Source organism: Flavobacterium microcysteis (genome assembly GCF_006385255.1).
Taxonomy (GTDB): Bacteria; Bacteroidota; Bacteroidia; order Flavobacteriales; family Flavobacteriaceae; genus Flavobacterium; species Flavobacterium microcysteis.
Genome location: NZ_VFJE01000050.1, coordinates 1 through 15,171, shown reverse-complemented (window position 1 = coordinate 15,171; position 15,171 = coordinate 1). Strand labels below are relative to the sequence as shown.

13 protein-coding genes are annotated in these 15,171 nt (G+C 41.9%); 2 read left to right on the top strand and 11 right to left on the bottom strand.

The features are described from left to right. Window positions 1–27: 27 nt before the first annotated feature. Complete coding sequence (gene recO, locus FJA49_RS02770) at window positions 28–741, top strand: DNA repair protein RecO (protein WP_139998624.1); 714 nt, start codon at window positions 28–30, stop codon at window positions 739–741. A 20-nt stretch (window positions 742–761) separates the two neighbouring features. Here recO and FJA49_RS02765 read toward each other — a convergent pair whose 3' ends face one another. The 7 genes from FJA49_RS02765 to FJA49_RS02735 all read right to left on the bottom strand — a co-directional run bounded on the left by FJA49_RS02765 (window position 762) and on the right by FJA49_RS02735 (window position 5,798). Continuing rightward, window positions 762–1,364, bottom strand: coding sequence for an alpha-ketoglutarate-dependent dioxygenase AlkB family protein (locus tag FJA49_RS02765; RefSeq protein WP_139998622.1), 603 nt, complete (start codon window positions 1,362–1,364; stop codon window positions 762–764). Further along, window positions 1,351–1,608, bottom strand: a complete 258-nt coding sequence (locus FJA49_RS02760) for an Ada metal-binding domain-containing protein (protein WP_139998620.1) — start codon at window positions 1,606–1,608, stop codon at window positions 1,351–1,353. The genes FJA49_RS02765 and FJA49_RS02760 overlap by 14 nt, the downstream gene beginning before the upstream one ends. A gap of 2 nt (window positions 1,609–1,610) precedes the next feature. After that, the gene (locus FJA49_RS02755; RefSeq protein WP_139998618.1) at window positions 1,611–2,324 is read right to left on the bottom strand and encodes a 2OG-Fe(II) oxygenase; all 714 of its coding nucleotides are present in this window, start codon (window positions 2,322–2,324) and stop codon (window positions 1,611–1,613) included. A 3-nt stretch (window positions 2,325–2,327) separates the two neighbouring features. Continuing rightward, on the bottom strand, window positions 2,328–3,179 hold the full coding sequence (locus FJA49_RS02750; RefSeq protein ID WP_139998616.1) for a bifunctional helix-turn-helix domain-containing protein/methylated-DNA--[protein]-cysteine S-methyltransferase: 852 nt from the start codon (window positions 3,177–3,179) through the stop codon (window positions 2,328–2,330). 66 nt (window positions 3,180–3,245) lie between these two features. Next, the gene (locus FJA49_RS02745) at window positions 3,246–3,866 is read right to left on the bottom strand and encodes an FMN-binding negative transcriptional regulator (RefSeq protein WP_139998613.1); all 621 of its coding nucleotides are present in this window, start codon (window positions 3,864–3,866) and stop codon (window positions 3,246–3,248) included. A 26-nt stretch (window positions 3,867–3,892) separates the two neighbouring features. Continuing rightward, a complete protein-coding gene (locus FJA49_RS02740; protein WP_139998611.1) occupies window positions 3,893–4,711 on the bottom strand; it encodes an alpha/beta hydrolase in 819 nt (272 codons plus the stop codon). A 4-nt stretch (window positions 4,712–4,715) separates the two neighbouring features. Further along, a complete protein-coding gene (locus tag FJA49_RS02735) occupies window positions 4,716–5,798 on the bottom strand; it encodes a winged helix DNA-binding domain-containing protein (RefSeq protein WP_139998609.1) in 1,083 nt (360 codons plus the stop codon). Between the two features lie 152 nt (window positions 5,799–5,950). Here FJA49_RS02735 and FJA49_RS02730 point away from each other — a divergent pair, with 152 nt between their 5' ends. Next, window positions 5,951–6,781 carry an NmrA family NAD(P)-binding protein gene (locus FJA49_RS02730; protein ID WP_139998607.1) on the top strand — a complete coding sequence of 277 codons (831 nt, stop codon included), beginning with the start codon at window positions 5,951–5,953 and terminating at the stop codon, window positions 6,779–6,781. Window positions 6,782–6,885: 104 nt separating this feature from the next. Here the strand turns inward: FJA49_RS02730 and FJA49_RS02725 are convergent, their stop codons facing one another. The 4 genes from FJA49_RS02725 to FJA49_RS02710 form a co-directional block, all read right to left on the bottom strand. Further along, complete coding sequence (locus FJA49_RS02725) at window positions 6,886–7,800, bottom strand: T9SS type A sorting domain-containing protein (protein ID WP_139998605.1); 915 nt, start codon at window positions 7,798–7,800, stop codon at window positions 6,886–6,888. A 732-nt stretch (window positions 7,801–8,532) separates the two neighbouring features. Then, entirely contained in the window at window positions 8,533–12,093 is a 3,561-nt protein-coding gene (locus FJA49_RS02720; protein ID WP_158629437.1) for a DUF6443 domain-containing protein, read from the bottom strand. A gap of 12 nt (window positions 12,094–12,105) precedes the next feature. Further along, window positions 12,106–14,949: an RHS repeat domain-containing protein gene (locus FJA49_RS02715; RefSeq protein WP_139998601.1), complete on the bottom strand. Its 2,844-nt coding sequence runs from the start codon at window positions 14,947–14,949 to the stop codon at window positions 12,106–12,108. Window positions 14,950–14,962: 13 nt separating this feature from the next. Continuing rightward, window positions 14,963–15,171 (bottom strand): T9SS type A sorting domain-containing protein (locus FJA49_RS02710; protein WP_139997643.1); only part of this gene is annotated, 209 nt, incomplete at its 5' end.

Sequence of the window (15,171 nt, the reverse complement as noted above, 5' to 3'; positions counted from 1 at the left end):
TCATAATTTTAAATACGTAATTCCAAAATGTTAGTCAAGACAAAAGCCATAGTTATTAGTTCGCTCAAATATCAGGAGAAAAGCCTGATCGTAAAGTGTTTTACTGAGACTGATGGACTGAAATCTTATTTTGTTCATAACGCTTTTTCCGGTAAAAATAACAAGCAGAAAATTGCCTATTTCCAACCGTTAAATATCCTCGAGATTGAAGCGGCGCATAAAAATAAGGGAACGCTGGAAAGCTTTAAGGAAATCAAACTTTGGGCTGCTTATCATACTATACATATCGATATTGTAAAAAGCACAATTATTATCTTTCTTTCAGAAATGTTGCACCACAGCATTCGTGAAGAGGAAAATAACGAGGATCTTTTTCATTTTTTGGAAACGGCTCTTTTATGGCTCGACAGCCATGACGAGATTGCCAATTTCCACTTGATACTGCTTTTGGAAATTACCAAATTCCTAGGATTTTACCCTGATGCCTCTACTAACGATTATGCTTTTTTTGAAATGACAGAAGGTATTTTTACGCCTTTCCAATCGTTGTCTTGTCTTTCGGAAAATGAAACGACCTTGTTTAGGAAATTACTTGCCTTGCGATTTGATAGCAACCAGCAGGTTTTTAACGGAAAGGAGAGGCAGCAATTGCTAAAGATCATCCTTGACTATTACAGTTTCCATCTGGACGGCTTTAAAAAGCCAAAATCATTAGAAGTGCTTAAAGAAGTTTTTTCTTAGCGAAATCTTCCTTTTTAATTTTATAAAACAATCGTCCGGAATGTCAGATTGACTCTTGGTCGTATTATTTTTTTTGATGGCGGCAGGCGGTGCAACCAGTGGCTTTGGGTTTCGTCTTTCATCACCAGCAGACTTCCGTGTTCCAATTGTACAGAAACCGTATCTTTTGTCTGTTTGTGCTTGAATGAAAATTTTCGTTCTGCACCAAAGCTTAGTGAAGCGATAGTCGTGTTTTTACCCAAAGATTTCTCATCATCGCTATGATAGGCCATGCCTTCGTTTCCATCATGATATAAATTCAAAAGGCAGGAATTAAAGGATGTCCCTGAAATTTCTTCGGCCAATTTTTTCAATTCCAATAACTCTTTCGTCCACGGCAGTGCTTGTTTGGTAGTATTGGAATATGTATACAGGTAATCGCTGTCGCCATACCAGGCCACTTTTCTTTTGGTAATGATAAGCTTTCCAAAAATGATGGCTTCGTCATTTTTCCATTCAATATCGTTAAGCAATCTTTCCAAATACAGTTGCGCCTGGGCATGATTCATGACTTTTCCATAGTAAACTACGGTTCCATCATAAGGTAACAGATTGGCTGTTATGTCATCGTTAAATAAATCCATTACTGTTTTTAGTTTTCCAGATTTTATATTTTTCTGAAAGGCAGTGACCACAAGGCCTGTAGCCATTTTGCAAAGCTTCTTCTTCAGAGTTGAAGAAAACCCTATTCTTTCGCAGCATTCTTTTTCCAGACTGGCAGTGCAAGGTACCGTAAATTTTCAACTTCTTATTTCCTCCCAATGTGATTTCCTTCCGCATTATTTTTCTGCGGAGCAAGACATCTGTAATCTGTTCGTGTATTGTCATAATCAACTTAAGGCATCGTGAAAAATAATGCCAAGCGTATGTCGTTTCCCCGAATGGAGTTCGCTTACACCATGTTTCATGTTCACTCTGTAATAGCCTTTGGAACCCTTGACAGGTCTAAAATTAGTAGTGAATACCAATGCATCGCCTTTTTTAGGCTTTAAGACAATTGCTTTAGATTGCGCTCTTGGTGTCTGTTGCGTTAATACAAATTCGCCTCCAGTATAATCTTCATCCGGATTGTCTAAAAAAAGCACGGTCTGCATCGGAAAAAAGATATCTCCATATAAATCCTGATGTAACGTATTATGTCCGCCTTTGCCATATTTCAAAATCAATACCGTTGGTTTTAATTGGTTATTTGCATGGCAAAGTGCTTGCAGTTCCTTAAAATGAGACGGAAAACGGGAATTTATGTTCAGCACTTTCATCCATAAATTAGCAATTGGAGCTAATTTTGGATAGAGATTTTCTCGTATGTTTTGAATCAGGTCAGGAAGCGGATAATTAAAATATTTATATTCCCCTAAACCAAAACGATAACGTTCCATAACAACGGTTTTTCGATAGCCAGAAGGATTGTCATAATTTTTAATCAGTTCATTGCACTGCTGTTCTGTAATCAGCTTAGGAATGATGGCATATCCTTTTTCATTCATTTCATCGTTAAATGCAGCCCAATCAAGTGCTGTAAATCTTTCGTGTATGTTTTCCATGGCTTATAGTTTTGAAGCATGTGATTGTGCAGCTTCCCATCCGATAATAGCTGTTTTTCGGGTATTGCCCCACATATAGCCTCCAAAATGTCCGCTGGATTGAATGACACGATGACAAGGAATCAGGAAAGCTACTGGATTGTTTCCAATTGCTGTTCCAACTGCTCGGGAGGCTCTCGGTTTATGGATTTTTTCGGCAATCTTGCCATAGGTAGCTAATTCTCCCATTGGAATTTTTAGCAAGGTTTCCCAAACTTTCAACTGGAAGTCGGTTCCTTTCAGATGCAGTTTTACCTGATGGAGCTTATCCCAATCATGCGTGAAAATATACAAAGCATTTTGTTGTATAAGATCAAGCTTTTGTTTAAGAATTGCATTAGGGAAATGGCTTTTCAGGTCAGATAAGGACTGGTCTTCATTTTCAGAAAAAGCCATATAGCATATGCCTTTTGGTGTTGATGCCACGATAATATTGCCAAACGGACTTTCGGCATAGCTATAGTTGATAGAAAGATTTTCGCCGCCGTTTTTAAATTCTCCGGGTGTCATTCCTTCAATCTTGATAAAAAGGTCGTGTAATCTTCCAGTACCTGATAATCCCGTTTCGTAAGCAGCGTCAAACAATGTCGTTTCTTTTTCTTTTAGCATGTGTTTTGCATGCTCAACGCTGATGTATTGCAGGAATTTCTTAGGACTGACACCGGCCCATTCCGTAAAAAGGCGCTGAAAATGGAAAGGACTCAGATGTACCTTTGCAGCCACATCATCTAAGTTGGGCTGGTCTTTAAAATTTTCACGGATATATTCGATGGCTTCTGCTATCCGAATATAATTGATGTGTTCTTGCTCATTCATTTCTTTGAAATTTATGATACAAAGCTAGTGAGAGCCTCTGCGTCCTGAAACCCGAAACTTGCGGGATTATTCTTTTTCTCTGGATTGTTTCATGGCTTCGGCAGTAGCCTTTGACATAAAATCAGGACTGCTTTCCAGTTGATTGACAATAGTATGAAAATCTGTGTCTTTTCGGGTTTGGGATAATTTATAAGTTGCCTGGATTTCTGAAATAATGATTTTGAAACCTACAATCCCGTTGACCTGTCGCATCGTTTTTTCAGAAAGATTTTCTACCGAAACCGGATGTTCTGAAGCATGTTCATATGTGTCGACTAATTTTTTCAGCGAATCCATTAATTCTGCACCTTCAATAATCTGTGCTTTTCCATAAGCATGCACAGCGATATAATTCCAGGTAGGCACATCTTCCTTTTCGTACCATGAAGAAGAGACATAACTATGTGGTCCGTGGAAAATTGCCAGAACTTCTTCGCCAGAAGCAAAATTTTCCCATTGCGGATTGGCTTTAGAGATATGGCTATACAGGATAGCGGTGCCATTTTCATCAAAATCAAGTTCCATCGGAATATGAGTTCCCCACAGCCTTCCCTTAGTCTGACTAACCAATATACCAAAGCTGTTGGCCTTAATAAATTCCCGGACTTCATTAATGTTTTCGTTTTTATAGTGCTGAGGAGTGTACATATTCAGTAAATATTGGAATTGTAATATTATTGTGGTTTGTTTATTGTTTCAAGTGCTTTGTACAGACAATTGTGCAGTATAGTAAGATGATTTTCTTCTGACATTTTTACAAAGGAAGAAACAAGATTGTCATTTGATTTTGCCAGAATTTCCGAAAGCTGAAAAGCATCGTCTTCCATTTGTTTTCCTTCGGCACCAACAGCTACAAACACCTGAATTTTTTTGTCTCTCTTTTTTGCTAATAATTCTGGGGCTTTAACCAATAAAGATTCGTCATCCCACCATAGACTTGGGCTTATAATGATATAATTGTCAAAAAGGTCTGGTTTTTTAAGAAGTGTTTCCGTCACAAAAAGCCCGCCTAGCGACTGGCCGGAAATTGTTGAAGTACTGGTGCGGTATTGTTTTTTGATGTATGGAATCAGTTCTTTTTCGACAAAACTCAGAAATTTTTCAGAATGACCCGTAGTTGGGAAATCTTTTTTGTCCTGGGCATTGGTTGTTGGAAACGTGAAGTCTCTTTTTCTATCGATATTGGCTATTCCGACAATAATTGATTCAGGCATTTTTTGAATCATAGTAAGAAATTGTACGAGCCCGGTAACATGAATAAAATCTTCGTTGGCAGAACCATCCAGAAGATAAATAATAGGATAAGCAGTTTTTGGATTTTTATTATAGCTGTCAGGAATATAAATGTTCAGTGTTCGGGTTTCATTCAAAACATTTGATTTGATTTTTTCAATTCGGCCCAAAACAAAAGGCTCGGTTTTCGGATTTGTTTTTTGTGCAAAAGAAAAATAGGTAATTGCAAAGGAAAATAATAGCGTTAAAAAGGATTTCATAAAATTATTTGGAGTTATTAATTGTATTAATGGTCAGGCCATAAAATTCTTCAAAGCGAAGTAAGGCTTTTTCAAATTCGGATTCTTGCTTTTTGTCTGGTTGTTCAAGAAATTCATATTCGAGATCAATTACTTTTGGTTTTATTTTTCTTCTCCAGGAACCGATAACCTGTCCGTCAAATAGCAGAGTATTATCATATCGGAGTCTTTTTCCGGGTTGTACGGAATTTCGGTGCTGCATCAATGCATCCCTGTTTTTATATCCCATAATCATTTCATCATAAACAGGAAGCAATTGTAATTGCCCGAAGCTTCCCATATCCAGATTTAATTTTGGAGAGAAATAATAGGTTTCGGATTCTATTTTTTCCTCTGCCAGTTGTGCTTTGACCATTTCGATTCCTTTTTTACAGTCGGTGAGACTTAATCCTGACCAGGTTGAAAAATCTTTGGCTGTTGCTGGACCATGGCTGATAAAATAACGTTGGGAAAGTTCGGCTAGTGCCTCATCTCGGTCTTTTTTCGTGACTAGCGAAACTCTTTCTTCAAGCAGAGCATAGGTAAACTGATTGCCTTGTCTGGCGCCACTGCAAATTAATCCTTCGAGTTCAGCCTTCATCATGATGCAGACTAAGCGAGTGCCATCTGCTTGTATGTTGTTTTTTAGAAATTCCTGGCTCAATGCTTCACGGGTCAGATGTTTTCCACCTTCAAGGGCACGCTGCATGATCGTATTGCATTGGTTAAAAGTGGTGCTATCCAATTCCATCTTTCGGTACATGTAAGCATTTATTGCTTCCACTCTAGGGCCTGTCAGCATCAACATCCATCGAATATCTTCTGGTGCTACAAAATGCCAGGTAGGTCGTAGAAGGTGCGTTCTTAAAATTCTGCCTTCGTTGAGGTCTTTCTCAATATCGACATCATTCAAATGCGGTATCCGTATGCCTAGTGACCATTTTGTTTGGGCATATTCTTGTCCTTGAATGGCTCCAAAATAGGCCACCATTTCTGGGGCAGATTTTAGCTCCGGTTTGGTAATTTGCTGTGATAGCAGCCGGAATTTTGCAATGTCGTGCTGGGTCATGGAGTTGTTTTTTAGGCCAAGCTAATTTACAAAAAAAGAGGAGTGATTAGAGGTGTACTTTGGAGTGAGTATGTAAAAAATAATAATGCTGTCGGTTCTGTTCTATTTTAACGTAATTCAGGTGTCTAGCTTTGTTTAAAAATAGAAACATAATGGAAACAAAACAGATTTTAGTATTAGGCGCAAACGGAAAAACAGGAAGTCGGGTAGTGGAACGATTGGAAAAACTTAATTTGCCAGTCCGAAAAGGCTCCCGTTCAGCGGTTCCTAAATTCGACTGGGAATATTCAGAAAACTGGAAAGAAGTATTGAAAGGTGTCAGCAGCATATATATTACTTTTCAGCCTGATTTGGCTGTAGAAGGTTCAGATGATGCGATACGGTTGCTTTCAATATTAGCAAAAGAAGCGGGTGTTGAAAAGCTGGTACTTCTTTCGGGTCGAGGTGAAAAAGAAGCCGAAGTATGCGAGAAAATCATCATGGAAAGCGGCTTGAAATGGACTATTGTAAGGGCCAGCTGGTTCAGCCAGAATTTTAGCGAGAGCTTTTTCCTGGATCCTATTTTGCAAGGGCATGTTTCTTTGCCTGTAGGAGATGTAAAAGAACCTTTTATTGATGCTGATGATATTGCTGATGTAGTTGTTGCATCGCTTACCGAAGAAGGACACGATGGAAAACTCTACGAAGTGACAGGCTCCAAATTGTTGAGCTTTAGAGAAGCGGTTGCTGAAATTTCTGATGCAACAGGCAGGACAATTGTTTATGAACAGCCTTCAATAGAAGAATATGTTGCTCAAATGGCTGCCTATCAAATCCCGAAAGAGTATATCGATTTGTCTACCTATCTTTTTACTGAAGTACTAGACGGGAGAAATGCCTCCATAAGCCATGGAATCGAGGAAGCCTTGGGACGAAAACCAAAGGATTTTTCAGAATATGTAAAAGAGATTGCGGCAAGCGGTTTATGGAACCCGCAAGGTTAATGTAGATAGTTACTAATTATTGAAATAGAATTCTCTTTTAAATAATCGTCTTCATTTCTTTGTAAGAACAAAAACGCCGGACAATAATCCGGCGTTTTAATAATTTATTTTTTTATAAGTTTTTTTGTGAAAGAAGCTCCGTCGGTTGTAAGTCCTTTTAGGAAATAAGTTCCGGCAGAAAGTGAACTCACATTGATAGTCTGGCTGGCTTCAGTCTGCATCACTTTTTGTCCGGCTATATTATAAATAGAAGCTCCAGATAGTGTAGTATTAGCTGGTAATTCTATAGAAACTATGTCTTGGGCCGGATTTGGATATACAGAATAAGAAATTGCCTCAAAAGGTTTTGTGCCCAGATTTTCACTTGTAATTACGAAATTATCATAAAAAGCATTGTTGCCATAATTGTTGTGGAGCATATTAAACCCTACGATATTAAGCTCTGTATAGTTGGCAATAGTTTTTTCAAGCGTATTATTAATATAGTATTTGATTTCACTGGCAGTAACTTCAATTTTAATATTAACCCATTGGTTCGGAGCCCATTCTGTAACGGCATAATCAAAACCATAGTCAACATTCTTGATTAGATAGATGAATCCTCTGTTTTCAATTCCTACGCCTGCAACAGGTACATATTCTTCGTTACTGTCAATAGCGAATAGTGTAAACTCAAAATCGGAACCCAATTTTGCTGAAGCCATCACATCATAAGAAATAGTAAAATTGTTATAGCTCTTAGGAGAGTCAAATATTTTGGAAGCACCAAATATTGGGAAATATTGCCAGTCAAAGCTAGGCTCATAAGCATTCTTAAAAGAATAACTACCCGTTGAAGCGGCTTCGTTACTCACGGTTTGATTGGCAATATAGCCGTCGGAACCTTCTGTGACTTCCCAGCCATTTTGTTGGTGAAGGGTACCGGGCTGATATCCTTCAGAAGTTTCAAAGGAAATAGTCTGTTGCGCCCATAGCGTTGTAGAGGCTAATGCAAGTAATAAAGTTTGGATTTTTTTCATAGCTGTTTTTCGTTTTTAGGGCTATAAAAATAAGCAATATATACGCTTTGACGTAACAGTACTGGTGTTTTTATGTTTTTGATGAAATTTTAGGAGTCTTAGTGGCTGTATTTTATTTTAAAGTAGCTGTGTGTATTGGAATACTTGAGATTTTATATAGTATAGGGCGTTTTATGATAAGATAAGGTCTTGCTTTATCCTGTTTTTTGAGCATGCTTGACTAATAGTATGGTATATTGCCATTTGATTGAATTGTTTAAAAAAAACTGGGACATCTTCCGATGTCCCAGTTATAAATGGTTTTGATGTTAATTCAAATTTTAGTTTTGCAATTTTGAATTCGAAAGTCCATCAGAATTTACATGATTACCATTTAACAAAAAACAGCATTTAGTTTTTACACTAAACACTGTTTTTCAATAATTTAATTTTAAAATTTAGTAGATGCCATAATTTGATCCATTACCCATGAGGCAAAAAGCAGTTTTCTGCATAATTTTAAATTTTAAAATCTACATTAAGTCAATCAAGAATTGTAAATTTTTCTAAAAATGGAAATTATACAACCTATAAGTCCAATTATTGCGATTAAGTATATTCTAAAGCTCAGAGAAATTGTATAGTAGTTTTTTGTATTATTTTTTTTGTGGTTTTTGTCTGTTCTATATATATAATATATTATAAATAGAAATAGAACTGCACCTAACACTAGTCCAATTATACTTTCATTTTTCATCTTTGTCCTCTTTTTGAATTTAATTCGTTTGTATAGTCAATCCATTTATCGGATGCCGTAGAACCCATTTCAATAAGCGCATTATCCATTTCAAAAGCGCTATTAGGAACTATTTTGTTATAAGCCGATGGAAGCACTTGTAAAGAAGCTTTAACAATAGTTTTACTTACGCTGAACTTGTCATACGATATATCAGTTGCGATTTCTATACCAGTACCAATTCCAGATACAACTCCTCCAAGTGACATAAGCGCCCCCCCAAGAGGTAAGCCTACACCAGTAACAGATATAAGAAATCCTGCAGCTGAGATTAAATCTCCAGTATTTTGTAATCCTCCTGCAAAATCTCTCCAACGTTTTTCATTTCTCTCACTACGTAATTGTTCATAATATTTGCTTTTGTCATAAACATGCTCTTGTAATATATAACTAGCACCTATTGTATTGCCTCGGTACAAAGTTACTTCAACTTCATCAAGAGAAACTGACGGAGTAAATATTCCTGTGTCAGTATCAACTGTGCCCTTGCCATGATTATCAGAAAAATAACCAGTAAAACTGTTGTTCCAGTATGTCCATCCAGTAGAAGCGCTGTTATCCCAAATACTGCGGATAAAGGTATCGCTTAATAGACCACTAGGGTCTGTCCAATATACAGGATTTCCATAGCCGAAATGATAGGGTGTCCGCGAATACTGTATTTCGGCCAATGCATCCATTCCATTAAATCTTCCAAGCGCATTGTCATACTGCCTGAAGTCCATGGCCGTCACGTTCAGCCCAAGCTCCTCCTGGAATTCCTTTCCGTTGAACTTGTAGTTGTAGGAGTACGGTAACGGGCAGCCCGGGCAGAATTCTATGACTCCGCCGCCCATCCTGTCGTACATCCTTTTGGTGGTATTGTAGTTCTTGTGGGTGAGCCCGAACGGGTAATAGTTATTCTCTTCTATGATGACCACCTGCTCCGATACCGGGTCCTTGGTGTAGCTGAGCCTGATGTTGCCCAGATGATCCTTATAGTTGTAGATGTAGTTGAAAGCGGGCCTTGTCCCGTCGCTTGTCGCCTTCACATAGCCTTCGGCCGTATGTATGGCTTCCAACGTGCCGTTGGCATAGTCGAAACCGTCCAGGTATTCCTGTGTTTTGACATTAGGGCTCTCGGTCACGGTCTTCCTCAGTTTTTTCCCTCCGGCATTGTAAAGGTACTCGATGGTCGCAGCACCTTCCGCAAAGCTGATCCTTATCGGCAGGTTGAGGTGGTTGTATACAATCTGGTCGATGTTCTTGTTCTGGTCGAAAGTCATGTTTCCGCTCGAGTCGTAATTGTAATCGTCTTCTGAGTCATTAGTGTCTTGAATGTCGTCCCTAAAGCCGGCAGGGCTGCCGGTATGATCGGTGACCTTGGCGATCTTGTTGGAATTGGCTTGGTAGGTATAATCCAAGTCATCGACCATCATGGCGGTTATGGCATCGTCAAACTCCCCGAAGCGTTGGAGCTTCCTTATGTTCCCGTTCTTGTCGTACTGCTGGCTCTCCTTGTAAGAATCAGGAGCCGACACGCTTTCAGGCTTGTGGTAGGAGGCAGATGTCAGGCGTCCCATACTGTCGAACTGGTAGGCATACCTGCGAAGTATGTTGTCGTTAGCCGTCCTCCAATAGGTCTCGGATATGTTCCCGTTGAACTGAGGCTGTGCCGCCAGCGGATTCTCATAGTTTATCTTAAAGGCGAACAAGTCTGCAGGGTCTCCTTGCTTAGCGAGTGCTCCCGTATCGTTGATTTCCTTGAGCCATCCACGCACGTTATAGGCATAGTCAACCTTCTGCAGTGGTGCAACAAGGGCGGATCCGCCCGTCTTCTTGGAGATGAGCTGCCCCAGCTCATCATAGGTGTTTTGCGACAGTAGTTCTGCTGCCCTGTTCCCGATCTTTTGGCTGCGGGTGAGAAGTCGGTCCTGGCTGCTATAGGTGAAGTCCTCTCTTACGATAATAGGCGAATCTGAACCCGTACGCTTGTGCCCGGTTACCGTATAGAGTATCTTTCCTGAAAAGTTAAGTTTTGCATCCGCCTGGGTATAGCCTCCCATATGGTTAAGCATATGGGTACGTATAGGCCTTGCCTTATAATCGTATAAGGTGTAGGAAAGCTCCCCGTTAACGACGGCAGGGACTTCAAGGACCCTTGTCCAGGAACCTGTTGGCAGGCCTTTTGGAAGTACCGAAAGGTTGTAGTATACGGGCTGTCCTTCCACATCAGCAAAGCCAGTGGGTGCACCTGGAAAATCATAGTTGTCATAGTAATTTACGGAAAGGATATGCCATCCGGAACCTGTAGGCCATGTCTGGTTGGTATATCGGAATGTTACCCCGCTGACACTATTGTCGGAAACCGTCTTGGCCTCGCTCAGGTTGGTTGTTTGGGCATTCCGATCAGCCTGCAGGGTATTCCTGTTCAAGCTGGTCACATTAGCCTGCATCCATCCGGTATAGGCGATGCGTCCGAAGGCATCGTATTTGGTAAACAGCCACCCGACAGCACCTGCCATATTATTGAAAGGCGAACGGGCTGGCCCTGTAGCTATGATTCGGTCAAGATTGTCATAGACGATGAACTCCCACTGCTTTCCGGGAAGCCTCTTTTCCACGAGCCTTTTGCGTTCGTCGTAGCGGTACTGGTAACAGAGCCCGTTCAGGTCAGCCTGGCTTCCGCTCCCGTCAGATAATGGGGGTAGCACGAAGGCCAGGTTCCCGTAATTGTCATAGACGTAATAGGTGTCGTGCCAGCCTTCGGTAGACACATTGTTTACGATGGATGAACCCCAGACCCTTTTTAAGACAATCTGTCCTTCCTTGTTCTTGAATTCCTGCATGGTATGGCTGTTGCCGGAAGAAATGGTCCAGTTCTCATCCTTTACCAAGGTCTTGTATAGCGCTCCTGCAGGATAGGTTCCTTGCTGGGATAGCGAAGCGGGGTAATAGCCTCCTGAAAGAATGCCGTTTGTGGCCTTGTAGAGCTTTACGGCATCGATAGCCGAATTGGAAAGGTATTCGGTGCGTATGGTATGGTCGGTGTCGGTAGGTGATTCTGGCATCTTCCATGTGCTTCCAGGCGCTGCCTGTTTCAGGACACGTCCCAAGGGAGATGCCTCGAACTGCTTCTCTGTGTAGGGATTTCCAGTGGCCTCAAAATTAGGGTTTCCGGTCCTTGCCAGAGAGGGAGAGGCATAAAATGTGGAGACTTCCGTTGCGGCATTGGGGTCGTATCCTAACGGGACTGACTGGCTTGGGTAAGGTAGAAATTCCTTTGCCTTCTTTCCTGAGGCATCGTATTCGATGTGGGTCACGATATCTTTGCCTGAAGGGGACATCTGGTGTGCCAGCTGCTGTATGGGGCGTCCGAGCCCGTCAAAATAGGTGATGGAGGCTGCAGGCCTTCCGTTTCCGGCTTCCCTGTAAGTGGTCGTTTTCGTGTAGTTCTGCGTGGCGGTCTGTGCCATTGCGGCGGCAGGCGCTAGGGCCAGCAACAGGCATGCCCTGAGTATCTTTATATTTTGTATCATGGCTGTCATGGTTTAGGGTCTGTAATTGTATTGGTTCTCGGCAAGGGTATTGCCGCTTTTGTCCTTAACGGCCTTGGGCCTTCCGAAGGAGTCGTACTCATAGGTAACTCTGTCGCCTTTCGGGTCTGTCACTGTGGTTACTCCCACCAGCGGCCTGTAGGTATAAGTAGTCAGCATCGCACCAGCCAGTGCCGGGCTGCTGCGTAGCAAGTCAAGCTTCTGCAGCACCGTGGTTTCCGTTCCGCTGTTTGTGGCTGTCTTTATCTCGTCGATAAGGCTTTGAGGAATACTTGCATAGGCCATGTTTTCTATCTTGGCAACTATCTGTGTATTGTTATAGCCCCATATGTAGCTCGTCTTCGTTCCGTTGGACTGCTCGTTTTCGAGCAGGTTGCTGTTCTTGTCGTAGCGGTTAAATCTTGCCTTGGTGACAAGCGGCGTGCTTCCCGTTGAGGCGGAAACTGCAGAGGGCAACCAAGACACGTTATCGGGCCAGTTGTTGGAATAGTCCGTCTTGCTGGTATTGATAAGGCTTCCGTTCCTGTAGTCTTCGACCTTCTCGATTATGGAGATCCTGTTCTTTGACAATGTCGAGTTACCCGTATGGTAATAGTATTTGGACTTGAGGGCTTCACCGGCTGAAGAGGTGGCCGTTTTTGACTCAAGGTTTCGGTTGATATCATTATAGTAATCGTATACCGTGATTTTTGAAATCGGGGTTGAGTTGGTAGGGTAGGAAGTAGTAGACTCTGCCAAAAGCCTTGACTTTCCTGTTCTATCCACGACAGTTCTATTATCAAAATAGCTTACCTGGTAGTTCTCATCAAAGAAGATGTACTCGTAGTTTGTGCTTTGTACTACGGCACCATTCCTGTCATAGTCCCTCCTGTTTTTCAACAGGCCACGCTTGTAGTCTGAGGATTGACTTTCCCCTGTGCCGACTAAGCCGTTGGGATAGTCAAAAGCGGAAGTGAAGGTATATTCTGTCTTCCCGTTGTTTCCACTGTCGGTCACCGTAACGTTGCTGTAGCCGACGAATTCCACTTGGCCATACTTGTCGGAAAAGCCTTCATAGCTGTCGGCCACCAGATTTCCGCTGCTTCGGTTAGGCTCGTTAAACAGGTTGTAGGAATAATAGGTTTCCTTTACGGGCACGTATTCCTGTGGATAAAAGCCGGGACCCTTTCTGAAAAGATCGGCCGGGGCATTCGTGTCGAAGTAGGCGATCTTCTTGATGCGCCTTCCTCCACCGTACTTCCATTTCTTGACATCCGGGTTCCTGCGGATACGGCTTATGATATAATCGGCACCATCGCCCTGTTCTGTGAAATTGCCCACCTGTATTGTATGTCGTCCTGGATTAAGCACAAACCCCCTGCCATAACCGTAATTTTCGAGATTGTATGGCCTGTAATGAGGGAAACTTGAACCTGGTCCGGATATATTTACAGGAGGATAGACCCATGTAAGGCTAAGGTTGCTGTAATATTGTCTGGGTCTGACGGATATGTGGATCGTCTGCGGTCCGACCCCATCCACATCAAAGAAGGAAAGCATTCCCATGCTGCCTCTTTTTATTTCCTCAACGATATGGTTATATGCAAACGTGGTCTCATAGTCCCAATAGTTGTAATAGAAATCGGGATCCTCCTGGAATGTATTTCCTATCAGGAATTCTGAGATGGATGTTCCCTGAAAGTAGGAATAGGTGTTTGATTCGTATTCATACAATATTGATCCTCCAGTAGGTAGCCCTATCTTTTCCAAGACCCCTCTGGTAATTATATTCGGATTGACGGAATTGGTGATATATGCCCCTTCATCCATGTAGCTGCCTTCATAGAGATGAAAGGGAATAAAATTTGGATAGCCGAACTTGTCGATACGATGTAGGCCGCGTTCGGCATCGTAGTTTCCGTATATCCCGTCGCTGTAGTAGAAACGGTACTCCTCATTCTTGGCCTGTGCAACATCTCTGAATACCAGTTTTTCGGAATCCCTGAAATCGATCCTCTTGACCACATTCGTATTAAGGTCTGAAAGGGTAATTTCGTCTACCTTTCTTCCTTCATATAGTGGCGAATAGGTGAATTGAGCCTTTCCGAAGCCTTCTGACTCTACTATGGACGTTATGTTGATGTATTCCTTTTTACTTGAGCCCGGATCCTGTTGGAACTTTTCGGTATAGGTGATCCCAGCAAGTTTCTGCCCGTTGTTGTCATATATGGCTGTTAATCTGAAACTAGTTCGGGTCTCTTTCGTCATGCTTAGGCCAGGAATAGTAGTGATGTTTTTGTCATATACGCCAAAGACAAACTTATATCCCTTGGTGTCGTAGGCTGTAAAAGAGTTTATGAAATAGGTAGTGGGATTATAGTCCACATCTATTTTTATGTACTGACCTTTGTTAAATAATATTGACGGGACGAGAGTGTTGTCGGGCTGTTTCTTTAGGACAAATGATCCGGAATGCCCCATGAAGCTAAACTTGTATACATCACTGGAAATCCTAGTGTTGTTGGCGAATCCAGATTCGTTGGTCCTAAATTCAAAAGAGGAGTTTTCGATGACACGGGTGATAACCCCACCATGGGTGATATTCCATCCGCTTCCTGAAGGGTGGTAATTGTATGTCATGTCAATGGAAATGTCCTTGCTGCGGGTAGGTAGCGATAGTAGGGGTATGGACACGTCGGGCACGCCCGTGTAGAGGCTCACCGGCACGTCGTCGAACTTGAACATAGACGAGGTTTCTTTTGGTAGACTTCCCGAGCCGTATTCCAGCGTGGCCGGCAGTTCCTGGGCCTGGGCTGCCATTCCCAGCCCTATTGCCAAAAGTGCATATATTTTTTTCATGTGTAGTGTATTTTTATTGTTTGTTTATGGCTTTTACGACCTTGACGGAGTCGTTCTGCACGTTTGTGCGTATCTCGATGATGTAGATCCCTTCGGGCATTCCTCCCAGGTCAACGGGCACGGTGCGGTCGGTAATGTCGAAGTGCTGCAGCTGCCTTCCGGAGAGGTCGTATACGGTGGCTGTCCCTTTTTGGAACTCGTAGCCCACCAGCACGTTGGTGT

Coding starts and splice junctions, on each gene's coding strand:
- FJA49_RS02725 (WP_139998605.1), bottom strand. CDS start 7,800: ATGAAAAAAATCCAAACTTTATTACTTGCATTAGCCTCTACAACGCTA.
- FJA49_RS02740 (WP_139998611.1), bottom strand. CDS start 4,711: ATGAAATCCTTTTTAACGCTATTATTTTCCTTTGCAATTACCTATTTT.
- FJA49_RS02715 (WP_139998601.1), bottom strand. CDS start 14,949: ATGAAAAAAATATATGCACTTTTGGCAATAGGGCTGGGAATGGCAGCC.
- FJA49_RS02730 (WP_139998607.1), top strand. CDS start 5,951: ATGGAAACAAAACAGATTTTAGTATTAGGCGCAAACGGAAAAACAGGA.
- FJA49_RS02755 (WP_139998618.1), bottom strand. CDS start 2,324: ATGGAAAACATACACGAAAGATTTACAGCACTTGATTGGGCTGCATTT.
- FJA49_RS02745 (WP_139998613.1), bottom strand. CDS start 3,866: ATGTACACTCCTCAGCACTATAAAAACGAAAACATTAATGAAGTCCGG.
- FJA49_RS02765 (WP_139998622.1), bottom strand. CDS start 1,364: ATGGATTTATTTAACGATGACATAACAGCCAATCTGTTACCTTATGAT.
- FJA49_RS02720 (WP_158629437.1), bottom strand. CDS start 12,093: ATGATACAAAATATAAAGATACTCAGGGCATGCCTGTTGCTGGCCCTA.
- FJA49_RS02760 (WP_139998620.1), bottom strand. CDS start 1,608: ATGACAATACACGAACAGATTACAGATGTCTTGCTCCGCAGAAAAATA.
- FJA49_RS02735 (WP_139998609.1), bottom strand. CDS start 5,798: ATGACCCAGCACGACATTGCAAAATTCCGGCTGCTATCACAGCAAATT.
- recO (WP_139998624.1), top strand. CDS start 28: ATGTTAGTCAAGACAAAAGCCATAGTTATTAGTTCGCTCAAATATCAG.
- FJA49_RS02750 (WP_139998616.1), bottom strand. CDS start 3,179: ATGAATGAGCAAGAACACATCAATTATATTCGGATAGCAGAAGCCATC.